We start from the raw sequence: 21,691 nt of genomic DNA on the forward strand, positions 1-21,691 counted from the left end.
GTGCGCGTCAGGTGCTGCGGGTGGTGGCGATCATGCCGAGGGTGATCAGCCCCAGGACGACCCAGCCGAACCACAGCCAGCCGTTGCTGCCGAGCGCCACCGTGTAGGCGGTCACCACGACGAGTCCGCCGACGGTGAGCACCCCCATCGCCTTCGTGGAGCCGTCCGTAGAACCGGGCATCGCGACACCCTCCTCATGGTCCGTCCCCTCCATGGTGCCCCCGTTCCGCTTCCGCACGGGGCCCATGGCCGGACGAGTGCCGGATTTCTCCGGGCCGCGGCCGGGGCGGGTCCGCGCAGCCGCGCCCCGCCCGGCCCGCAGGGCGCGCACCGGCGCCCTGCCCGGGCGCTCTCCCGGGCGTCCCGCGCCGCCGCCGGACGGTCCCTCAGCGGCCGCGCGCGTTCAGCGAGGCCAGATAGGCGTTGTACGCCTCCAGTTCCTTGTCGCCGTCGCGGTCGGCGGCCCGGTCCTTGCGCCTGGCCTGCCGCTGGTCCGACGCGTGCCACTGGAACAGCAGCGCGATCAGCACCAGCACCGACGGGATCTCGCTGAACGCCCAGGCGATGCCGCCCGCGGCGTTCTGGTCGGCCAGGGCCTCGATGCCGAGCGAGGCGGGCGGGTTCTCGAACGTCCCGACCATCGGCGTGGACGCCATCATCAGCGCGATGCCGAAGAAGGCGTGGAACGGCATGCCCGCGAACAGCTCCAGCATCCGCATCAGATGGCCGGGCCGGTGCGGGCCGGGGTCCACACCCATGATCGGCCAGAAGAACACCAGGCCGACGGCGAGGAAGTGCACCATCATCGCGATGTGCCCCACCTTGGAGCCCATCAGGAAGTCGAACAGCGGGGTGAAGTACAGCCCGTACAGGCTCGCGATGAACAGCGGGATGGTGAACACGGGGTGCGTGACGATCCGCATGTAGCGGCTGTGCAGCAGCATCAGCAGCAGCTCGCGCGGCCCCCTGCGCCCGCGGCCCGCCGTCGGCAGCGCGCGCAGCGCCAGCGTGATCGGCGCGCCGAGCAGGACCAGGATGGGCGAGACCATGCTGATCACCATGTGCTGCACCATGTGCACGCTGAACATGACCATGCCGTAGTCGTTCAGCCTCGTGCACATCATCAGCCCGATGCTCAGCACACCGGCGACGTAGGCGACGGTCCGTCCGACCGGCCACTTGTCCCCGCGCCGCACGAGCCGCACGACGCCCCATCCGTACAGCGCCAGTCCCAGCAGGCAGGCGACGAGGAAGAAGGGGTCCGTCGACCATCCGAGGCCTCGTCCCAGCGTGAACGGCGGCAGATCCATGGTCGTGCCGTGCCCGCTGTGGTCCATCGACCGGCTCCTGTTTCGTGGGGGAATGTGCCGTGACGTCCCAGCTGTCTGCCGACAGCTGTTTGTCCGCACCAGAGTAGAACCGCCCCCGGCCGCCGCTGCGACCGGGGGCGGCCGGGACCCGCGTACGGCCTACAGCACGCACTCGGCCTCGGCGTACCGCTCCCGCGGCACCGTCTTCAGCGTCTCCACGGCTTCCGCCAGCGACACCATGACGATGTCCGTCCCGCGCAGCGCGGTCATCTTCCCGAACTCCCCGCGGTGCACGGCCTCCACCGCGTGCCACCCGAACCGCGTCGCGAGCACCCGGTCGTACGCCGTCGGGGTCCCGCCGCGCTGGACGTGCCCGAGGATCACCGGCCGGGCCTCCTTGCCGAGGCGCCGCTCCAGCTCCATGGAGAGCTGGCGGGCGATCCCGGCGAACCGCTCGTGCCCGTAGGCGTCCTTGCCGCCCTCGTCGAACTCCATGGTCCCGGGCTTCGGCTTGGCCCCCTCGGCCGCCACGACGATGGCGAACCGCTTGCCCGCCGCGAACCGCTCGCCGACCTTCCGGGCCAGCTCCTCGATGTCGAAGGGCCGCTCCGGCACGACGACGGCGTGCGCGCCGGCCGCCATGCCCGAGTGCAGGGCGATCCAGCCGGTGTGCCGGCCCATGACCTCCACGATCAGCACCCGCTGGTGGGACTCGGCGGTGGTCTTCAGCCGGTCCAGGGCCTCGGTCGCGACGGTGACGGCGGTGTCGAAACCGAAGGTGACGTCGGTGACGGCGATGTCGTTGTCGATGGTCTTCGGCACGCCGACGATCGGCAGGCCGCTGTCCGACAGCAGCCGGGCCGCCTTCAGCGTGCCCTCGCCGCCGATCGGGATGATCGCGTCGAGTCCGAGTTCCCCGACGTGGCCCCTGGCCCGCTCGACGCCGTCCCGCAGGTGCTCGGGACGGACCCGGGAGGAGCCGAGGATGGTGCCGCCGCGGGCGAGGATGCCGCCCACCGCGTCGAGGTCGAGCTTGAGGTAGTCGCATTCCAGAAGGCCCTTCCAGCCGTCCCGGAAGCCGATGACCTCGTCGCCGTGGTCGGCGACGGCACGGTGCACGACGGACCGGATGACGGCGTTCAGGCCGGGGCAGTCGCCGCCGGAGGTGAGGACACCAATGCGCATAGCCCGAAATACCTTCTCCACGTGGGCACGGGGACCGGACCGCGCTGTCCGGTTCGATCCCCGCCACCCTAGCCGCAGCAGGGGGCGGGGCCGAAGCATGCGTCCGCCTGCTGGACGATCGCGCTCACCTGTGCGGACGCACCGTCAGACGGGCCGTTGACGAAGGGCCGGACAGCCGCGGCGCGCCGGGCGGCCGCGCGGCGCCCCCGCTCCTAGGCGGTCTGCTGCGCGGCCGCGATGCGCTCGTTGCGGAGCGCCTCGTACCAGTGGTCGTCGACCGGCGGCAGCGCGTTCACGTCGAGGGCCAGCTTCAGCAGCAGGTCCGCGATCTGCGGGTTGCGGGCCAGCACCGGCCCGTGCATGTACGTGCCGAAGACCGTCTCGTTGTACGCGCCCTCGGTGCCGTCGCCGGTGCCGTTGCCGTTGCCGAAGCGCACCTGGGCGAGCGGGCGGGCGGTGGGGCCGATGTGGGTGACGCCCTGGTGGTTCTCGAAGCCGGTCAGCGGGGGCAGGCCGAGGCGCGGGTCGATGTCGGCCAGCACGTCGCCGACGCACCGCTCGCCCTCGCCGCGCACCGAGACCACGTCGAGCAGGCCGAGGCCGGGCTCCCGCTGGCCGAGGTCGTTGATGAACTCGTGGCCGAGGATCTGGTAGCCGGCGCACACCGAGAACACGATCGCGCCGTTCTCCACCGCCCGGTACAGGCCGCCGTCCCGGCGCAGCCGCTCGGCCGCGAGCCGCTGCGGCCGGTCCTCGCCGCCGCCGATCAGGTAGATGTCGCCGGAGGTCGGGATCGGCTGGTCGCTGCGCACGTCGAGCCGGGCCACGTCCAGGCCCCGCTGCCGGGCCCGGCGCTCCATGACCAGGACGTTGCCCTGGTCGCCGTAGGTGCTGAGGAGGTCCGGGTAGATCCAGACGATCCGCAGGCTGTTGTCGCTCACGAAAGTTCCCCTGAGTGCTCGGTGGTCAGTTGCCGACCCGGCGGCGCAGATCCTGGAACGCGGTGTAGTTCGCGATGACCTCGATCCGGCCCGGCGGGCACAGCTGAACGGCCTGGTCGAGGTTCTCGCAGACCTGGAACTGCTGGTCGGCGACCTCCAGGCGCACCGCGAGGTCCAGCTTCCGGTCACCGATCACGCAGATCGGGTGGCCGGTCAGCCGCGTGTAGTCGACGTCCCACAGCCAGGAGGTGTCGGTGCCGTCGGCGCTGCGCGCGTTCACCGACAGGATCACCGGGGCCGGCGGCGGGTCGATCAGGGAGAACGTCTCCAGCCAGCCGGCCGGGTTCTTCGCCAGCAGCAGCCGCAGGTCGCGGCCCTGGAACTGGACGACGTCGTAGCGCCCGGCCACCGCCTGCACCTGGTACATGCGCTCCAGGGCGACCTGCGGCGGCACGCCGAAGACGGCGGCGACGGCCGCGGAGGTGGCGGCGTTGGCCTTGTTGGCGCGGCCCGGCAGCTGGAGGTGGATCGGCCAGGCGGAGCCGTGCGGGTCCAGGACGTGGTCACCGGAGAGCGCCCAGGTCGGCGTGGGCCGGCGGAAACCGCACTCGCCGCAGAACCAGTCGTCGCCGGGCCGCTGCATCACGCCGCCGCAGGACGGGCAGGACCAGGCGTCGTCCTTCCACATCTGCCCGGCGGCGACCCAGATCACGTTGGGGGAGGAGGAGGCGGCCCACACCACCAGCGGGTCGTCGCAGTTGGCGACGATGACCGCCTTGGAGCCGGCCAGGCCCTCGCGCCAGTTCTCGGCGAGCATCCGGGTCTCGGCGGCCCGGTCGAGCTGGTCGCGGGAGAGGTTGAGCAGGGCGATGCACTTCGGCTCGGTGTCCCGGGCGACGCCGGCGAGATACTTCTCGTCGACCTCGATGACGCCGTACCGGGCGTCCGAGCCGCCCGCGAGCGCCGAGGTGATGCCGGCGGGCATGTTGGCGCCGAGCGCGTTGGAGACCACCGGCCCCGCCGCGCGCAGGGCCTCGGCGATGAGCCGGGTGGTCGTGGTCTTGCCGTTGGTCGCCGAGACCAGGACGCAGTCCAGGTTCTGGGCGAGCTTGCCGAGGAGGTCGGGGTCGAGTTTGAGGGCCACCCGGCCGCCGATCACCGAACCGCTGCCGCGTCCCGCGGCACGGGATGCCGCTGCGACCGCCTTGCCCGCGGTCACGGCCAGCTTGGCCCGCGGCGTGAGCGGGTCCGAGTTGCCTGCCATCAGTTCTCGATCCTCCTTGCGTACGCGCCGCGCCCTGAAGCCTGCCGGACACGTGGTGTGGACGTCAGCCTATCGAGATCCGTTCGCACTCCCGAATCCCGGCCTGCCCGCGCGGTGGGGCATGATCAGGTGGAACCGTACCCTTGCGGTCATGCGACACGGTTCCATCCCGGGCGCCCGCGGGCGCGTCCGCCCCCTGACCCTGCTCGGCGACGCGGTGCTGCGCGAACCGTGCCGGGAGGTCACCGACTTCGGGCCCCGGCTGGCGGCGCTCGTGGAGGACCTGTTCGCCACCATGTACGCGGCGCACGGGGTGGGGCTGGCCGCGAACCAGATCGGCGAACCGCTGCGGGTGTTCGTGTACGACTGCCCGGACGACGAGGACGTGCGCCATCTGGGGCACGTGGTCAACCCCCGGCTCGTCGAGACCGACGGGGTGGTGGTGCGCGGGCCGGAGGGCTGTCTGTCGCTGCCGGGCCTGGAGGCGGCCACGGAGCGCCACGACCACGCCGTCGTGACGGGCTTCACGGTGACCGGGGAGCCGGTGACGGTGCACGGCACGGGGTTCTTCGCCCGCTGCCTGCAGCACGAGTGCGACCACCTGGAGGGCCGGCTGTACGCCGACCGCCTGACGGGCCGGCGCCACCGCCGCCTCATGCGGCAGGTGGCGCGCGCCCCGTGGAACCGGTGAACGCGGCGGCGGACCCCGGGCGGGCGCCGGTGGCCGGGGGAGGTCAGAACCCCGGCCCGCCCACCCTGTCCCCGGCCGCCGTGAGCCGCCCCCACAGCAGGTCGGCCAGGCTGCGCACCAGCTCGGCCCGGGAACACGGCCGCTCGCCCAGCCACCAGTCCCCGGCGGCGTGCATCATGCCGACGATCCCGTGTCCCCACACCCGGGCCAGCCGCTGGCTGTCCGGCCCGAGGTCGAGCCGCTCCTCGATCACCTGGGCCAGTTCCTCGCCCATCCTGCGGAGCAGGGGCGCGCTGTGCTTGCCGACGTCGAAGCCCTGGTCGCCCGGCGAGCCCTCCGCCGGATGCATCAGGAAGCGGTAGACCTGGGGCCGCGCCTCGATCGCCGCCAGGTACGTGTCCAGGGTGGACTCCACCCGCTCGCGCCGGTCCGCCGGCGCGTCCAGCGCCGCCCGCAGGGAATCCAGCAGCGCGTCCGTGTGGCGCTTGGCGAGCGCGGCGTACAGCCCGCCCTTGTCGCCGAAGTGGCGGTAGAGGATCGGCTTGGTGATGCCGGCCTCCGCGGCGATGGCGTTCATCGACGCCTGGGGCCCGTCGCGCAGCACCACCCGGTCGGCCGCCTCCAGCAGCTCGCGCCGGCGTCGGTCGGCGGACCGCTGCTGATCGGCTCGCTGTGTGGTCTCCATGTGCTCTCCCCCACCCGTGCTGTGTCCGGTGACGCCTGCGCAAACTAACACCGAACCCGCCCCGGACATCGAACGAGCTGCCGACGGATGATCGGGAGTTGACTTTCCTACCGGCCGGTAACAGACTGACGTTACCGCAAGTAACATGCAGGTGCGCCGCTGGAGGGGACATGGCCGAGTTCACCATGGAGCTCAACGACGAACAGAAGGAGGTCCGGGACTGGCTCCATGGCTTCGCCGCCGACGTGATCCGCCCCGCGGCCGCCGAATGGGACGAGCGCGAGGAGACTCCCTGGCCGGTCATCCAGGAGGCCGCCAAGGTCGGCATCTACTCCCTCGACTTCTACGCCCGGCAGTACTTCGACGCCACCGGTCTCGGCATCCCGATGACCATGGAGGAGCTGTTCTGGGGCGACGCGGGCATCGCCCTGTCCATCGTCGGCACCGGCCTGGCCGCCGTGGGCGTCCTCGCCAACGGCACCGAGGAGCAGATCGGCACCTGGATCCCCCAGATGTACGGCGACGCCCATGACGTCAAGGTCGCCGCCTTCTGCTCCTCCGAACCCGACGCCGGCTCCGACGTGGCCTCCATGCGCACGCGCGCGGTGTACGACGAGGCCAAGGACGAGTGGGTGCTCAACGGCACGAAGACCTGGGCGACCAACGGCGGCATCGCCAACGTCCACGTCGTGGTGGCCGTGGTCGACCCGGAGCTCGGCTCCAAGGGCCACGCCTCCTTCATCGTCCCGCCGAACACGCCCGGCCTGTCCCAGGGCCAGAAGTTCAAGAAGCACGGCATCCGCGCCTCGCACACCGCCGAGGTGATCCTCGACGACGTGCGCGTCCCCGGCTCCTGCCTGCTCGGCGGCAAGGAGAAGCTGGACGAGCGGCTCGCCCGCGCGCGCGAGAAGGCGAAGAAGGGCGGCGAGCGCGTCAAGAACGCCGCCATGGCCACCTTCGAGGCGTCCCGCCCGGCGGTCGGCGCGATGGCGGTGGGCACCGCGCGGGCCGCGTACGAGGTCGCCCTCGACTACGCGAGGACCCGGGAGCAGTTCGGCCGGCCCGTCATCGACAACCAGGGGGTCGCCTTCCAGCTCGCGGACATGCGCACGCAGATCGACGCCGCCCGCCTGCTGGTGTGGCGGGCGTCCTGGATGGCGGTCAACGGCAGGCCGTTCACGGCGGCTGAGGGATCCATGTCCAAGCTCTTCGCCAGCGAGACCGCCAAGAAGGTGACCGCCCAGGCCATCCAGATCCTCGGCGGCAACGGCTACACCCGGGAGTACCCGGTGGAGCGCATGCACCGCGATGCCGCCATCTACACGATCTTCGAGGGCACCAGCGAGATCCAGCGGCTGGTGATCGCCCGGACCCTGTCGGGCCTGCCCATCCGCTGACGGTTGCGGTGCGGCGCCGGGCGCCCGGCGCCGCACCGCCCGCCCGCGCCCCGACGGCGTGACCGTGCCCCGGGGCGCCACGAGCCCCGTCGTCGGCCCCTCACCAGGTCACGGGCAGGGCCTGGGGGCCGGGGACCGGCGCGCCCGCCCCGAACGGCACGTCCTCGAGCGGCACCGCCGGCCTCAGGCCCGGCACGCGGTCGAGGAGGACGCCGACCAGGAGTTCCGCCTCCATCCGGGCGAGCCGGTCGCCCGGGCAGCGGTGCGGTCCGGAGCCGAAGGCCAGGTGCGGGTTCGGGCTGCGGGAGAAGTCGATCGTGTCCGGGTCCGGGAAGACGTCCGGGTCCCGGTTCGCGGCCGGGTACGACACGTGGACCGCGTCGCCCGCCCGGATCCGCGCGCCCCCGATCCGGACGTCCTCCAGGGCGATCCGCGGCGGGCCGGCCGCGGCGCGGTGCGGGATCCAGCGCAGCAGCTCGTCGACGGCCCGGGGCCGGCTCTCCGGCTCGGAGCGCAGCCGTTCGGCCAGGTCCGGGCGGGTCAGCAGAACGCGGAGGAGCTGCCTGCCGCTGTCCGTCACCGCCTCGCCGCCGGTCTGGAGCAGCACCGCCAGGCCCACGGCCTCCTCCGGCGTCATCTCGCCCCGGCCCACGGCGGCGCCGAGCAGCGAGGCGGCGTCCTGTCCGGCGCCGTCCCTCCGCAGGCCGATCAGGTCGGAGAAGCAGGCGGCCATCTCGTGCCGGGCCCGCGCGCCGGCCCCGGCGCCGTGCGCGCGGGACAGGGCCAGCTGGGTCCAGGTGTGCATGGCGTGCCGGTCGGCGGCCGGAACGCCCATCAGCTCGCAGCCGACCGCGATGGGGAAGGGGCTCAGCACGGCGGCCGTGAGGTCGGCCGGCGGCCCCTGCCGGAGCATCGCGCCGACCAGCTCGTCGAGCAGCTCCCGGGCCCTGTGACGGACCCGCTCCACCCCGCGCGCCGTGAACGCCGCGGCCACCGGGCGGCGCAGCCGGGTGTGGCCGGGCGGGTCGAGGAGGACGACCGTGCCGCGGGCCGGGACGGCGTGCGGGGCGAGCAGGGCGGCCTGCCGGCCCACGACCGCCTCGCGGCTGAACCGGGGGTCGCCGGTGACCACGCGCACCTCGTGGTGGCGGGTCACGAGCCAGGCCCGGCCCGCGCCGCCGGGCAGCTCGACGCGGGTGACCGGACCCCGGCGCGCCGCCCCGTCCCGGCCGGGCGGCGCGCTCCGCGGGATCGTCTCCTCGCTCATCTCACGGCCTCTCGGTCAGCCGGGCCGGCCGGGGGCGGCGAGCGCGCCGGCCCCGGCGTCCGCGCCACCGTGATCACGTCCTCCGGAACGGACGCCGGCGGCTGCGCGAAGTCACCGCGGCCATGCCCGCGCCCGCCGCCCGGCAGGCCTTCGCCCGCCGGCCGCGGGGGTGGTCCACCCGGTGCGGGTGCTTCCCTCCAGGGTCACCCGTCGGGGCGACGATCTCCCGCCGGACTACTCCGTCCCGGGAACCCCGTGCCAGGGTCGAGGGCAGCATCCGCATCACCGCACACGGAGGCGACGATGACCGGTACGGCCCGGGACCTGCTGGAGACGACCACCGCACGCCTGGCCCCCGACCCCGCGGCCAACCGGCTCGTGCCGCTGATCGCCCGGGGCGCGGCGAGCCGGGACACGCTGGCCCGGCTCGCCCTGGAGCAGCGCTGGGTGATCGCCTCGGACCAGCGCTCGTTCCGGCACTTGGCGGACCGCGCCGCGGGGGAGCCGGAGGCCGCCGCGTTCTTCGCGACGCTGACCGAGGGCGAGGTGCTGGCGGCGCGGCGGCTGGTGGTCTTCGCGCAGGCGTGCGGCGTGGACGAGGAGCAGGCGGCGGCGTACGAACCCCTCCCGGGCTGCCAGGCCTACCCGGCGTACCTGGCCTGGCTGGCCCTGAACGGCGCACCCGCCGACGTCGTCCTCGCCGTGCACGCCAACTTCTCGGCCTGGGGCGGCTACTGCGCCACGATCGCCGGGGCCCTGCGCAACCACTACGGCTTCACCGACGAGGCCTGCGCCTTCTTCGACTTCTTCGCGAAGCCCGCACCCGAGCTGGAGCGGAAGGCGACGGCGGCGGTGCAGGCCGGCCTGGACGCCGGCCGCCTCGACGAGGGGCTCGCCCACCGGTACGGCCGCCTGCTCCAGGCGTACGAGGCCCTGTTCTGGCGGACGCTGCACGAGCCGGCCTGAGCGGGCGCGGGAACCGCGCGGCCGGCCGCGGCGGATCCGCGGCCGCCCTCGGACCGCACCCCTTACGGCGCCCCGCTGCTGTGCGCGATGCACGCCACGTCGATCCGGTCGGCCAGCTTCGCGAGCTCAATGGTCAGCGCGGCGACCGTGTCCTCGTCGAGCCCTTCCTCACCGGCCTCCACCAGCCGCAGCCACCGCCCGCCCACCGTGCGGAGCAGTCTGCTCACGTCGGCCGCGGCCACCTGCAAGGTACCGCGGTCGTCAACGATCAGAGGGAGAGTCACTTCGCGGTTCACAGACGGGATGGTAGCCGCGCGGCGCTCACGCACCGTGCCAAACCGTGGTGATGTTGCAGAACTCCCGGATTCCGTGCCCGGACAGCTCACGCCCGTACCCGGACCGCTTCGTCCCGCCGAACGGGAGCGCCGGATGGGAGGCGGTCATCCCGTTGACGTACACGCCGCCCGCCTCCAGGTCGCGCACGAAGCGGTCCACCTCGGCCTCGTCGCGCGTCCAGACGTTGGAACTCAGCCCGAACTCGGTGTCGTTGGCGATCAGGACCGCCTCGTCCAGGTCGTCCACGCGGTACAGCGTGGCGACCGGCCCGAAGGTCTCCTCCCGGTGGACGCGCATCGCGCGGGTGATGCCGGCGAGGACGGTCGGCGGGTAGTACCAGCCGGGCCCGTCGGGCCGCTCGCCGCCGCACAGCACGGTGGCGCCGCCGCGCACGGCGTCGTCGACCAACTCCGCCAGGTCGTCGCGGCCCCGCTCGCTGGACAGCGGGCCGACCTGCGTCTCCTCGTCCATCGGGTCGCCGACCCGCAGTCCCTTCATGCCCGCGGTGAAACGCTCGGCGAAGGCGTCGTACACGTCCGTGTGCACGATGAACCGCTTGGCGGCGATGCACGACTGCCCGGCGTTCTGCGCCCGCGCGTTCACCGCCACCTCAGCGGCCCGGTCGAGGTCCGCGGACGGCATGACGACGAACGGGTCGCTGCCGCCCAGCTCCAGCACCGTCTTCTTGATCATCTCTCCGGCGGTGGAGGCGACCGCGCGGCCCGCGGGTTCGCTGCCGGTGAGGGTGGCCGCCTTCACGCGCTCGTCGCGCAGGATGTCGTCGACGGCCGCCGAGCCGATCAGCAGGGTCTGGAAGCAGCCCTCGGGGAAGCCCGCCCGGTGGAAGAGGTCCTCCAGGTACAGCGCGGTCTGCGGCACGTTGGAGGCGTGCTTGAGCAGGCCGACGTTGCCCGCCATCAGCGCCGGCGCCGCGAACCGGATCACCTGCCACAGCGGGAAGTTCCACGGCATCACCGCGAGCACCGGGCCCAGCGGCCGGTAGCGCACCAGGACGCGTGCGGCGCCGGAGTCGTGCACGTCGGCCTCGGCGGGCTCCTCGTCGGCGAGCAGCCGCGCGGCGTGGTCGGCGTACCAGCGCATCGCCTTGGCGCACTTCGCGGCCTCCGCGCGGGCCTGCACGATCGGCTTGCCCATCTCGGTGGTGACGACGCGGCCGATCTCCCGCTGGTCCTCCTCCAGCAGGTCGGCGGCGCTCCTCATCAGCCGGGCACGCTCGTCGAAGCCCGTCGTCCGGTACGTGCGGAAGGTGGCCTCGGCGAGCTGGAGCCGGCGCTCGATCTCCTCCTCGCCCATGGCCTCGTACGTCTTGAGCGTCTCGCCGGTCGCCGGGTTCACCGTTGCGATGGGCATGGCTGACCTCCCTCGGAGCGGGCCTGCTTCGACTTTCCCGCGCGGCATCGGGTACCGCATCTCGTCACGCCGAGTGCTCCGCCAGGCGGTCGAGAAACGCGGCCTGCGCCGTGACGATCACCTCCCGGGCGCGCTCCAGGCCGAACCAGGCCACGCGGTCCAGCTCGGGGAAGTCCGCGAACCGCCCGGACCGCGGCGGCCACTCCATCCGGAACGTGCCGGGGTCGATCGTCGCCGGGTCGAGGTCGGCCTCCACCGCCCACGCCGTGACGACCTTGCCGCCGGCCTGCCGGACCTCGCCGAGGGCGACGGCCGCGCCGTCGGGCGGCGGCAGCCCCAGCTCCTCCCGGAACTCGCGGCGGGCCGCCGCCCACGCGGACTCGCCGGGCCCGTACTCGCCCTTGGGCAGCGTCCAGGCCCCGGCGTCCCGACGGGCGAAGAAGGGGCCGCCCAGATGGCCGAGGAGCACCTGGAGGCCGCCGTCCGCGCGGCGGAACAGCAGCAGGCCCGCGCTGCGTCTCACGGCCGCACCCCCGGGTGGGCGGCCAGCAGCGTCTGCACCGTGTCGGCGTCCTCGGGACGCTTGTCCTCGCGGTAGCGGACCAGGCGGGCGAAGCGGAGGGCGACGCCGGCTGGGTACCGGGTGGAGCGCTGCAGGCCGTCGTAGGCGATCTCGACGACGAGCTCGGGGCGCACGGTGACGACGTGCCCGTCGTCGGCGACGGCCAGCTCGCGCAGCCGCTCGGTCTGCCAGGCCAGCATCGCGTCGGTCATGCCCTTGAAGGTCTTGCCGAGCATGGCGAGGGAGCCGTCGGCGGCGCGGGCGCCCAGGTGCAGGTTGGACAGCCTGCCGGTGCGGCGGCCGTGCCCCCACTCGGCGGCCAGCACCACCAGGTCGAGGGTGTGCACGGGCTTGACCTTCAGCCAGGACGCGCCGCGCCGGCCCGCGCTGTAGGCGGCGTCGAGCGCCTTGACGACGACGCCCTCGTGGCCGCGCTCCAGCGTCCGGGCGAGAAACGCCTCGGCGGTCGGCACGTCCCCGGGCCCGGACACCACCGTGCGCCGCACCCGCATCGGCTCGGGGACCAGCCGGGCCAGCTCCGCGTACCGCTCGGTGAGCGGCAGGTCGAGCAGGTCGCGGCCGTCGACGCAGAGCACGTCGAAGAAGACGGGGGAGACGGGCACGGCCCGCGCGGCCGTGGCCACGTCCACGCGGGAGCCGACGCGCCCGGCGGTCTCCTGGAACGACCGGGGCCGGCCGGTGCCGTCGAAGGAGATCACCTCGCCGTCCAGGACGAACCGCTCGCCCGGCAGCCCCAGCGCCGCCGTCGCGACCTCGGGCAGGCGGCCGGTGATGTCGTCGAGGGTGCGGGTGTACACCCGCACGGTGCCGCCGTCCCGGTGCACCTGGACGCGGATGCCGTCCAGTTTCTCCTCCACCGCGCAGGCGCCGAACCTGCCGGCCGCCTCGGCCACCGAGGAGGCGCTGTGCGCCAGCATCGGCAGCACGGGACGGCCGACGGTGAGCCGGAAGCGGTCCAGGGCGGCGGGGCCGTCCGCGAGCAGGGCCTCGGCGACCGCCTGCAGGGAGCCCGCGAGCATCACCGCCCGCCGCACGTCCGCCGGGGGCGCCCCGGTCGCCTCGGCCAGTGCCTCGACGGCCACGGCGTCCAGGGCGCCCTGCCGGACCTCGCCGGTGATCAGGCCGCGCAGGAAGCGCTGCTCGGCCTCGGTCGCCGCGCCCATCAACTCGCCCGCCAGCCGGGCGCGTTCGGCCTGCGACCCGGGGCCGGACACCGCGCCGAGCGCGGTGAGCCGGGCGTCGGCCCCGCGCACGGTCAGGGAGGGCTCGGCGGCCGGGGGGACGGGCCGCCCGAGCACCTTCCAGCCGACGCCGAGCCGGCCCTGCGGCAGCCGGCCCGCCAGGTACGGGATGACCACCGGCACGTCCGCCGCCTCCGCCTCCCGGAACAGCCCGGCGAGCAGGGCGATCTTCCGGGACCGCGCCGAGGCGGCGGCGACCTCCTGGGACACACGGGCCAGCCGGGACAGCAACATGCAGTCAGGGTGCACCGCGGACGGCGGCTCTACACCTCCCCGAGGGCGGCGTCCAGGTCGGTCGTCAGCAGGTCGCCGACGATCGCGGTCGCCGCGCGGTAGCCGCCGCTCGCCGCGTGGACGACCTGCTCGGCGAAGCCGACCGCGTTGCCCGCGGCCCAGACGCCGGGCACGCTCGTCAGGCCCGTCGGGTCCACCACGGGGTAGGTGCCGAACGGGGTCTCGTGCATCTCGGCGCCCAGCTTCTCCAGCAGGCCGGTCTGCGGGACGGGGCGCGGTCCGACGTACAGCACCGAGCGGCCGTGCACGGTGCCGTCGGCGAGCCGGACGCCGGTGAGCCGGTCGTCCCCGACCACCAGCCCGGCGACCTCGCCGGGCACCACCTTCACCCCGGCCGCGGCGAGCCGGCGCAGGTCCAGGTCCGACAGCTCCTCCTCGGCGACCGTGTGCAGGAAGAACATCACGTCCGCGGACCACTGGGACACCATCAGCGCCTGGTGCACGCTCGCCGGGGAGGAGGCGAGCACGCCGAACGGCTCGTCCCGCACCTCCCAGCCGTGGCAGAACGGGCAGTGCAGCACGTCCCGGCCGAAGCGCTCGGCGACGCCGGGCACGTCCGGCAGCTCGTCCCGCAGCCCGGTCGCCACGACCAGCCGGCGGGCGCGCACGGTCCGCCCGCCGGCCAGCGCCACGGCGAAGTCCCCGTCCCGCGCCACGTCCACCGCCCGGTCCCGCACCAGCTCCACCCCGTACCGGGCGATCTCCTCCCGGCCGGCCGCCAGGAACTCGGCGGGCGGCATGCCGTCCCGGGACAGATAGCCCTGCATGTGGGCCGAGGGCGCGTTGCGCGGCTCGCCCGCGTCGACCACCAGCGCCCGGCGCCGGGCCCGGCCCAGGATCAGCGCGGCGGACAGGCCCGCCGCGCCGCCGCCGACGATCACGACGTCGTACCTCTCGTTCTCGGTCATGGTGACCACCTCCACCGGAAAGGTCGCCCAGGCGCCGCGGCATTGACAAACGAGTTTGCCGAAACTGCAATACGAGCATGACCACGGACGAGGTACTCGCGGGCGTCGGCCCCAGACTGCGGCGGATCCGGAAGGAACGGGAGGTGACCCTCGCGGCGCTCGCCGAGGCCACCGGCATCTCCGTCAGCACCCTGTCGCGGCTGGAGTCCGGCCGCCGCAAGCCCAGCCTGGAGCTGCTGCTGCCGATCGCGCGGGCCCACCAGGTGCCGCTGGACGAGCTGGTCGGCGCGCCGCCGGTCGGCGATCCGCGGGTGCGGGCGAAGCCGATCGTGCGGGACGGGCGGACCCTGTTCCCGCTGACCCGGCAGCCGGGCGGCCTGCAGGCCTACAAGATGGTCGAGCCGAAGCGGGCGCCGAGGCCGGAGCCGCGCACCCACGAGGGCTACGAGTGGCTGTACGTGCTGTCCGGGAGGCTGCGGCTGGTCCTGGGCGAGCACGACGTGGTGCTCACCGCCGGGGAGGCCGCCGAGTTCGACACGCGGGTGCCGCACTGGTTCGGGTCGACGGGGGAGGGGCCGGTGGAGTTCCTGAGCCTGTTCGGGCCGCAGGGGGAGCGGATGCACGTACGGGCGCGGCCCAAGCGGTCGTGACGCGCGTACGGGCGCGGCCCGAGCGGTCGTGACGCGCGTACGGGCGCGGCCCGAGCGGTCGTGACGCGCGTGACGGTTCCCCGATCGGCAAGCGACCGCTTAGTATGCGGAGGACCCCGGTTCGACGACGCAGTCCCTGGAGGCCCCGCATGCAGGCATGGCACGTGCACGAGAACGGTGAGCCGAGCGAGGTGATGCGGCTGCGGGACGTGGCACCGCCCACGCCCGGCGAGGGCCAGGTCCTGCTGCGGGTGCGCGCCGCGAACGTCAACTTCCCCGACGCCCTGCTGTGCCGGGGCCGGTACCAGGTCCGGCCGCCGCTGCCGTTCACGCCGGGCGTGGAGGTCTGCGGCGAGACACCGGACGGGCGGCGCGTGATCGCCAACCCCGCCCTGCCGTACGGCGGCTTCGCCGAGTACGCCGTCGCGGACGCCGCCGCCCTGCTGCCCGCGCCCGGCTCGCTGGACGACGCCGAGGCCGCCGCCCTGCACATCGGCTACCAGACCGGCTGGTTCGGCCTGCACCGCCGGGCCGGGCTGCGGGCCGGGGAGACCCTGCTCGTACACGCCGCCGCCGGCGGGGTCGGCAGCGCGGCCGTACAGCTCGGCAAGGCCGCCGGCGCCACCGTCATCGGGGTCGTCGGCGGCCCCGGGAAGGCGGCCGTCGCCCGGGAACTGGGCTGCGACGTGGTGATCGACCGGCACGGCGAGGACGTCGTCGCCGCGGTGAAGGAGGCCACCGGCGGCCGGGGCGCCGACGTGGTCTACGACCCCGTGGGCGGCGAGGCCTACACCCAGTCCGCCAAGGCCGTCGCCTTCGAGGGCCGGATCGTGGTCGTCGGCTTCGCGAGCGGGACGATCCCCAGCCCGGCGCTCAACCACGCCCTGGTGAAGAACTACGCGATCCTCGGCCTGCACTGGGGCCTGTACAACACCAAGGACCCCGAGCTGGTCCGGCACTGCCACGAGCAGCTCACCGAGCTGGCCGCGCGGGGCGCGATCAGGCCGCTGGTCAGCGAGCGGGTGCCGCTGGCCGGGGCCGCGGCGGCCGTGCAGAAGGTCGCCGACGGCCGCACCACCGGCCGGATCGCCGTCGTGATGGAGGGATCGGCATGACCGACGCCGGAGAACTGCTCCGCCGCACCAGGGAGTTGCTGGCCGCGCACCCGCCCGCGCGGACGGACCGCCTCGACTTCCTCCGGGCCCGCTTCGACGCGGGACTGGCCTGGGTGCACTTTCCCGAGGGCCTCGGCGGCCTCGGCGCCCCACGCTCCCTGCAGCCCGTCGTGGACGCCGAGCTGGCGGCCGCGGGCGCCCCCGACAACGACCCCCGGCGCATCGGCATCGGCCTCGGCATGGCCGCGCCGACCCTCCTGCAGTACGGCACCGAGGAGCAGAAGCGGCGCTATCTGCGGCCCCTGTGGACCGGCGAGGAGGTGTGGTGCCAGCTGTTCAGCGAGCCCGGCGCCGGCTCCGACCTCGCCGCCCTGGGCACCCGGGCCGTCCGCGAGGGCGACACCTGGGTGGTCGACGGGCAGAAGGTGTGGACGTCCAGCGCGCACCTGGCCCGCTGGGCCATCCTCATCGCCCGCACCGACCCGGACGCGCCCAAGCACCGGGGCATCACCTACTTCGTCTGCGACATGACCGACCCCGGCGTCGAGGTGCGGCCGCTGCGGCAGATCACCGGCGAGGCCGAGTTCAACGAGGTCTTCCTCACCGGCGTCCGCATCCCCGACTCCCGCCGCCTGGGCGAGGTCGGCGACGGCTGGCGGGTCGCGCAGACCACGCTGAACAACGAGCGCGTCGCCATCGGCGGCATGCGGCTGCCCCGCGAGGGCGGCATGATCGGACCCGTCGCGAGGACCTGGCGCGAACGCCCCGAGCTGCGCACCCACGACCTGCACCAGCGTCTGCTGACGCTGTGGGTGGAGGCCGAGGTCGCCCGCCTCACCGGCGAACGGCTGCGCCAGCGGCTCGCCGCCGGCCAGCCCGGCCCCGAGGGCGCCGGCATGAAGCTCGCCTTCGCCCGCCTCAACCAGGAGATCAGCGGCCTGGAGGTGGAACTCCTCGGCGAGCAGGGCCTGCTGTACGACGACTGGACCATGCGCCGCCCGGAGCTGGTCGACTTCACCGGCCGCGAGGCCGGCTACCGCTACCTGCGCGCCAAGGGCAACAGCATCGAGGGCGGGACCAGCGAGATCCTGCTGAACATCGTCGCCGAGCGGGTCCTCGGCCTGCCCGCCGAGCCGCGCACCGACAAGGACGTCGCCTGGAAGGACCTCGCCCGATGACGGATCTGCTGTACTCGGAGGAGGAAGAGGCGCTGCGCGCCGCCGTCCGGGACCTGCTCACCGACCACTGCGACGCGCCGTCGGTGCTCGCCCGCGTCGAGTCCGGCACCCCGCACGATCCGGCGGCGTGGAAGGCGCTCACCGACGGCATGGGCCTCGCCGGCCTCCTCGTGCCTGAGGCGCGAGGCGGCCAGGGCGCCACGCACCGCGAGGCCGCCGTCGTCCTGGAGGAACTGGGCCGGGCCGTCGCCCCCGTGCCCTACCTGACCAGCGCCGTGGTCGCCACGGAGGCGCTGCTCGCCTGCGCGGCCGACGACCTGCTCGCCGAGCTGGCGTCCGGGCGGACCGTCGGCGCCCTGGCCGTCGGCCTGCACACGGCGCCGGGCACCGCCGTCAGGACCGTGCGCGTGACGGACGGCGCCCTGCACGGCGAGCTGACCGGCGTCGCGGACGCGGCCGTCGCCGGGCTGCTGCTCGTCCCGGCGGACGACGGCGGCCTGTACGCGGTGCGGGCCGGGGACGCGGCCGTCACGCCGCAGGTGTCCCTGGACCTGACCCGCCCGGTGGCCACGGTCGCCCTCGACGGAGCGCCGGGCCGGCGGATCGGGGACGCCGAACCGGCCGTACGACGCGCCCTGCGGGCCGGGGCCGGGCTGCTCGCCTCCGAGCAACTGGGCCTGGCCGAGTGGGCGCTGGCGCAGACCGTGAGCTACCTCAAGGAGCGCAGGCAGTTCAACCGGCCGGTCGGCGGCTTCCAGGCGCTCAAGCACCGGCTCGCCCAGCTGTGGCTGGAGGTCGTCCACCTGCGCGCCGCCGCCCGCAACGCCGCCGACGCCCTGGCGACCGGCGAGGACACCGACGTGGCGGTCGCCGTCGCCCAGGCCTACGCGGCGCCCGTCGCCGTCCGTGCGGCCGAGGAGGCGCTGCAACTGCACGGCGGCATCGGCATGACGTGGGAGCACCCCGTCCACCTGTACCTGAAGCGGGCGAAGGCCGACTCGATCGCGTACGGCACGGCGGGCGCCCAGCGTGCCGCGCTGGCCGCGCTGGTCGACCTGCGGGCCCCCTGACGTACACCTGGCTGAAGCGCCGGGAAAGCCCGCCCCACCGGGGGCGGGCTTTCCCGTGCGCCCCGCCGCGGCGAAGTGAACGCCCGGCGGCGGTCCGGCCAACTCCCCGTCCGGTTGCGTCTCTCCGGCCCGCACGGGCCGCATACTCCCTGAGGTTCCGTAAGACCCTCAGGGAAGGCAGAGCATGGCCCCCACCACCCGCCGCAGAGCCCTCACCACCCTCGGCGCCGCCCTCGCGGGCTCGGTCGTCCTGCCCGCCGCCGACGCGTTCGCCGGCGAACAGCGGCGCGGCCCGCGCCCGTTGTGGCGCGCCCACGCCCACAACGACTACGAGCACCCCCGCCCGCTCCTCGACGCCCTCGACCACCGCTTCGGCAGTGTCGAGGCCGACATCCACCTCGTCGGCGACCAGCTCCTCGTCGCCCACGACCCGGAGGACCTCGACCCCTCCCGCACCCTCGAATCCCTCTACCTCGACCCGCTCGCCGCCCGGGTGCGGGCCAACCGCGGCTGGGTGTACCGCGGTCACCGCAGGCCCCTGAACCTGCTCGTCGACCTCAAGACCGAGGGCTCCGCGACCTACCTCGAACTCGACCGCCGGCTCAGGCGCTACCAGCACCTGTTCACCACCTACGCCCACGGCCGGGTGCTGCCCGGCCCGGTCACCGTCGTGATCTCAGGTGACCGCGCGGCCCGCGCCCCCATGGAGGCCCAGACCGTGCGCCGGGCCTTCTACGACGGGCGCCTCGCCGATCTCGGCAGCCCGGCTCCGGCCTCCCTCATCGCGCTGATCAGCGACAACTGGACGCTCCACTTCACCTGGCGGGGCGTCGGCGCGTTCCCGGACGCCGAGCGGCGCAAGCTGCACACCCTCGTGCGGACGGCGCACGCGCGCGGGCAGCGCGTGCGGTTCTGGGCCACGCCGGACGCGGCCGGGCCCGCCCGGGACGCGGTGTGGACCGAGCTGCTCGCCGCGGGCGTCGACCACCTCAACACCGACGACCTGGCCGGGCTCGAAGCGTTCCTGGACGCGCACCGGCAGGCGTGACACCACTCGTTCGGAGGACAGGCCCGCCGCCCGGACGAACCCTCCGCTACGCCACACTTACGGCCGAACGCCGCGAAGCGGACGTGGCGGAGGAGGCTGACGGTGGCTGTTTCCATCTCTGTGGTGCTGTTGTTCGCGATCCTGGCGGTGATCTTCGTACGCAGCGGCGGGTTGAAGATCTCGCACGCGCTGGTGTGCGTGCTGCTGGGCTTCTACCTGGCCAGCACGAGCGTCGCCCCGACCATCCACAGCGGTCTCACGGCCACGGCGGACATCGTCGCCGGCCTGAGGCCGTGACGACCGGGGCCGGCGTCACGGGGCGGTGAAGACCCCGATGCCGTTGGGGACGGGCCGTTCCGCGCCGCCGCTGGGGTGGTTGCGCACCGCGGCGCCGGCCGCGCCCGCCTCCCGGACGACCAGCGTCGTCGAGCCGCCGCCGTCCAGGTTGACGGCGTCGGCCGCGCCCAGGTCGCGCAACACGGCGGCGACTTCGGCGACGGTCAGGCCGGTGCGGTACCCGGGCGCCCCGTCCAGCGCGAGCAGCAGCACGCGCCGCCCGCCGTCCGCGACGCCGACGGCGGTGCGCACGGCCGAGGTCCGGTCGTCGAGGCCGGGCAGCGGCCGGCCGCCCCGCAGGACCGGGAAGCCGCCGAGCGCGAAGCGGTACGGGATGCGGGACGCGGCGGCCACCAGACGGTGCCGCACCCGGACCCGCTCCCCGACGGACAGCTTCCGTAACCACTGCGCGCCCGCCTCCCGGCCGACCAGCACGGTGGTGCCCCGGGCGATCGGGCCGCCGCCGGGCGTGCCGGAGGCGGCCACCACCCGGCCGCCGCGGACCGTCACCTCGTGGGTGTCCGTGCTGCACGGGGCGGCCCGGCTGGTGTCGGTGCCGCAGGTGGCGCGCACCCGTGAGGCGCTGCCCCAGTCGGCGGTGAACGCGCCGACCGAGTCCACCGGCAGCGCGTACTGGTTGTGTCCGCCGAGCGGCAGCCGCTCCCCGGCCGAGGTGACCGACCCGTCGAGGGCCAGGCCGTCCAGCCGGGCCCGGCGGTCGGCGCCCACGCCCACCACGTCCTCGGTGCTCGTGCCGGGCGGCAGCGCGGGGCCGAAGCGCTGGCCGTCCGGCACGGCCGCCTTCAGCGCGCGGCCGTGCGCGACGGCCGGTCCCACGCTCGCGCCGGTCGCCTCGACGCCCGGGTGCTGGGTCTCGGTGAGGTGGAAGAAGTCCCCGTTGACGCCCGCGACGGCGCCCCGGGCGTCGGCCAGACCCGACAGGGGAGCCCGCGCGGCCACCGCGCCGGGGTATAGCAGCCCGAGGCGGACGCGCGGGTCGCGCAGGTCGACGCGGAGCAGATGGGCGTGCGCGACGCCCCGGGACGCCGGGACGTCGAACTCCTCGTACCCGACACCCGGCGCGATCTCGACGGCCCGCTGCGCGGCACCGGCCGGCGCCGCCCCCGCCAGGGCCGCCCCCGTCAGCACGGCGAACGCCGCGCCGTACGCCAGGACCGCTCTGCCCGCTCTTCCCCGCCCGTGACGACGTGCCACCGGTCCCCCCTGATGCTCGGCCAACTTCCCTTGCCCTCAAGGAAATTGCACCAGAGGGCGGTGACCGCCGGGGTGGTCATGCGCCGACCACGCGGGAACGGATGAGGAAACGCACCCCCTCGGGCGCCTCCAGCGAGAAGCCGCTGCCCCGGCCCTCGACGACGTCCACGATCAGCCGGGTGTGGCTCCACACCGCGTACTGGCCGCGCGACATCCAGAACGGCACGGGCTCGTCGAGCCCCGCGACGTCCAGTTCCGCGAGCAGCACGTCCGCGGCGCCCGTGCGGAACTCGCCCGCCGGGTAGCACATCGGGGCGCTGCCGTCGCAGCACCCGCCGGACTGGTGGAACATCAGCGGGCCGTGCGCGGCCCGCAGCCGGCGCAGCAGACCGGCGGCCGCGGGAGTGAGTTCGACCCGAGGGGTCTCCTCGTGTCCGGCGCGCGCGATGCCGTCGTGTCCGGTGCGCGGGGCGTCCTCGTGCGGGGCGTGCGGGGCGTCCTCGTGCCGGGTGTGCGGGGTGTTCTCGTCCATGCCAACCGTCCCAAGACAGGCCTCGATCCGGGTCACCGGCCGGGGACCAGGGCAGCACGGGGAAGGTTGCGAGAGGGTTGCGCCCGGCGCCGGGTCACCGCCGGGAGG

General features: G+C 74.5%; 23 protein-coding genes. 9 read left to right on the forward strand and 14 right to left on the reverse strand.

Translation table 11 applies throughout. The features are described 5' to 3' along the window. Positions 1 to 7 precede the first annotated feature (7 nt). The 5 genes from ABD363_RS17575 to ABD363_RS17595 form a co-directional block, all read right to left on the reverse strand. Complete coding sequence (locus ABD363_RS17575) at positions 8 to 181, reverse strand: hypothetical protein (RefSeq protein ID WP_344604521.1); 174 nt, start codon at positions 179 to 181, stop codon at positions 8 to 10. A gap of 205 nt (positions 182 to 386) precedes the next feature. Further along, entirely contained in the window at positions 387 to 1,337 is a 951-nt protein-coding gene (locus tag ABD363_RS17580; RefSeq protein ID WP_344604523.1) for a cytochrome c oxidase assembly protein, read from the reverse strand. 132 nt (positions 1,338 to 1,469) lie between these two features. Beyond that, entirely contained in the window at positions 1,470 to 2,495 is a 1,026-nt protein-coding gene (locus tag ABD363_RS17585) for a 6-phosphofructokinase (protein ID WP_344604525.1), read from the reverse strand. Positions 2,496 to 2,707: 212 nt separating this feature from the next. Next, positions 2,708 to 3,436 (reverse strand): type 1 glutamine amidotransferase, encoded by a 729-nt coding sequence (locus ABD363_RS17590; protein WP_344604527.1) that lies wholly within the window; start codon positions 3,434 to 3,436, stop codon positions 2,708 to 2,710. A gap of 25 nt (positions 3,437 to 3,461) precedes the next feature. After that, on the reverse strand, positions 3,462 to 4,700 hold the full coding sequence (locus tag ABD363_RS17595) for a MurT ligase domain-containing protein (RefSeq protein ID WP_344604529.1): 1,239 nt from the start codon (positions 4,698 to 4,700) through the stop codon (positions 3,462 to 3,464). 151 nt (positions 4,701 to 4,851) lie between these two features. Between ABD363_RS17595 and def the strand changes: the two genes are divergently transcribed. Further along, complete coding sequence (def, locus tag ABD363_RS17600; protein ID WP_344604531.1) at positions 4,852 to 5,391, forward strand: peptide deformylase; 540 nt, start codon at positions 4,852 to 4,854, stop codon at positions 5,389 to 5,391. Positions 5,392 to 5,434: 43 nt separating this feature from the next. Here the strand turns inward: def and ABD363_RS17605 are convergent, their stop codons facing one another. After that, positions 5,435 to 6,076, reverse strand: coding sequence for a TetR/AcrR family transcriptional regulator (locus ABD363_RS17605; protein WP_344604533.1), 642 nt, complete (start codon positions 6,074 to 6,076; stop codon positions 5,435 to 5,437). Positions 6,077 to 6,246: 170 nt separating this feature from the next. Between ABD363_RS17605 and ABD363_RS17610 the strand changes: the two genes are divergently transcribed. After that, entirely contained in the window at positions 6,247 to 7,473 is a 1,227-nt protein-coding gene (locus ABD363_RS17610; protein ID WP_344604535.1) for an acyl-CoA dehydrogenase family protein, read from the forward strand. A gap of 100 nt (positions 7,474 to 7,573) precedes the next feature. Here ABD363_RS17610 and ABD363_RS17615 read toward each other — a convergent pair whose 3' ends face one another. Continuing rightward, positions 7,574 to 8,740 carry a cytochrome P450 gene (locus ABD363_RS17615; protein ID WP_344604537.1) on the reverse strand — a complete coding sequence of 389 codons (1,167 nt, stop codon included), beginning with the start codon at positions 8,738 to 8,740 and terminating at the stop codon, positions 7,574 to 7,576. 303 nt (positions 8,741 to 9,043) lie between these two features. Between ABD363_RS17615 and ABD363_RS17620 the strand changes: the two genes are divergently transcribed. Beyond that, entirely contained in the window at positions 9,044 to 9,706 is a 663-nt protein-coding gene (locus tag ABD363_RS17620; protein WP_344604539.1) for a thiaminase II/PqqC family protein, read from the forward strand. A gap of 62 nt (positions 9,707 to 9,768) precedes the next feature. Here the strand turns inward: ABD363_RS17620 and ABD363_RS17625 are convergent, their stop codons facing one another. The 5 genes from ABD363_RS17625 to ABD363_RS17645 all read right to left on the reverse strand — a co-directional run bounded on the left by ABD363_RS17625 (position 9,769) and on the right by ABD363_RS17645 (position 14,439). Next, complete coding sequence (locus tag ABD363_RS17625) at positions 9,769 to 10,002, reverse strand: DUF6213 family protein (protein ID WP_344604541.1); 234 nt, start codon at positions 10,000 to 10,002, stop codon at positions 9,769 to 9,771. 25 nt (positions 10,003 to 10,027) lie between these two features. Further along, the gene (locus ABD363_RS17630) at positions 10,028 to 11,413 is read right to left on the reverse strand and encodes an NADP-dependent succinic semialdehyde dehydrogenase (protein WP_344604543.1); all 1,386 of its coding nucleotides are present in this window, start codon (positions 11,411 to 11,413) and stop codon (positions 10,028 to 10,030) included. A gap of 64 nt (positions 11,414 to 11,477) precedes the next feature. Further along, positions 11,478 to 11,936, reverse strand: coding sequence for an NUDIX hydrolase (locus tag ABD363_RS17635; protein ID WP_344604545.1), 459 nt, complete (start codon positions 11,934 to 11,936; stop codon positions 11,478 to 11,480). Then, entirely contained in the window at positions 11,933 to 13,471 is a 1,539-nt protein-coding gene (locus ABD363_RS17640) for an ATP-dependent DNA ligase (RefSeq protein WP_344604547.1), read from the reverse strand. The genes ABD363_RS17635 and ABD363_RS17640 overlap by 4 nt, the downstream gene beginning before the upstream one ends. 29 nt (positions 13,472 to 13,500) lie before the next feature. Then, the gene (locus tag ABD363_RS17645; RefSeq protein WP_344604549.1) at positions 13,501 to 14,439 is read right to left on the reverse strand and encodes an NAD(P)/FAD-dependent oxidoreductase; all 939 of its coding nucleotides are present in this window, start codon (positions 14,437 to 14,439) and stop codon (positions 13,501 to 13,503) included. 77 nt (positions 14,440 to 14,516) lie between these two features. On the opposite strand from ABD363_RS17645, the gene ABD363_RS17650 reads away from it, so the two are divergent. The 6 genes from ABD363_RS17650 to ABD363_RS17675 all read left to right on the forward strand — a co-directional run bounded on the left by ABD363_RS17650 (position 14,517) and on the right by ABD363_RS17675 (position 19,797). Continuing rightward, positions 14,517 to 15,089 carry a helix-turn-helix domain-containing protein gene (locus tag ABD363_RS17650; RefSeq protein WP_344604551.1) on the forward strand — a complete coding sequence of 191 codons (573 nt, stop codon included), beginning with the start codon at positions 14,517 to 14,519 and terminating at the stop codon, positions 15,087 to 15,089. Between the two features lie 149 nt (positions 15,090 to 15,238). Then, a complete protein-coding gene (locus ABD363_RS17655; protein ID WP_344604553.1) occupies positions 15,239 to 16,204 on the forward strand; it encodes an NADPH:quinone oxidoreductase family protein in 966 nt (321 codons plus the stop codon). Continuing rightward, on the forward strand, positions 16,201 to 17,382 hold the full coding sequence (locus ABD363_RS17660; RefSeq protein WP_344604555.1) for an acyl-CoA dehydrogenase family protein: 1,182 nt from the start codon (positions 16,201 to 16,203) through the stop codon (positions 17,380 to 17,382). The genes ABD363_RS17655 and ABD363_RS17660 overlap by 4 nt, the downstream gene beginning before the upstream one ends. Then, positions 17,379 to 18,452, forward strand: coding sequence for an acyl-CoA dehydrogenase family protein (locus ABD363_RS17665; RefSeq protein ID WP_344604557.1), 1,074 nt, complete (start codon positions 17,379 to 17,381; stop codon positions 18,450 to 18,452). Before ABD363_RS17660 ends, ABD363_RS17665 begins: the two co-directional genes overlap by 4 nt. 184 nt (positions 18,453 to 18,636) lie before the next feature. Continuing rightward, on the forward strand, positions 18,637 to 19,500 hold the full coding sequence (locus ABD363_RS17670) for a phosphatidylinositol-specific phospholipase C/glycerophosphodiester phosphodiesterase family protein (RefSeq protein WP_344604559.1): 864 nt from the start codon (positions 18,637 to 18,639) through the stop codon (positions 19,498 to 19,500). A 102-nt stretch (positions 19,501 to 19,602) separates the two neighbouring features. Further along, positions 19,603 to 19,797 (forward strand): hypothetical protein, encoded by a 195-nt coding sequence (locus ABD363_RS17675; protein WP_344604561.1) that lies wholly within the window; start codon positions 19,603 to 19,605, stop codon positions 19,795 to 19,797. Between the two features lie 15 nt (positions 19,798 to 19,812). On the opposite strand, the gene ABD363_RS17680 is transcribed toward ABD363_RS17675, so the two are convergent. Together ABD363_RS17680 and ABD363_RS17685 are read right to left on the reverse strand one after the other, a co-directional pair. Then, positions 19,813 to 21,051 (reverse strand): phosphodiester glycosidase family protein, encoded by a 1,239-nt coding sequence (locus tag ABD363_RS17680; RefSeq protein ID WP_425577994.1) that lies wholly within the window; start codon positions 21,049 to 21,051, stop codon positions 19,813 to 19,815. A gap of 76 nt (positions 21,052 to 21,127) precedes the next feature. After that, positions 21,128 to 21,499 (reverse strand): DUF779 domain-containing protein, encoded by a 372-nt coding sequence (locus tag ABD363_RS17685; RefSeq protein ID WP_344604620.1) that lies wholly within the window; start codon positions 21,497 to 21,499, stop codon positions 21,128 to 21,130. Positions 21,500 to 21,691: the final 192 nt, after the last annotated feature.

Source organism: Streptomyces glaucus (genome assembly GCF_039533365.1).
In the GTDB taxonomy this organism is placed as follows: Bacteria; Actinomycetota; Actinomycetes; order Streptomycetales; family Streptomycetaceae; genus Streptomyces; species Streptomyces glaucus.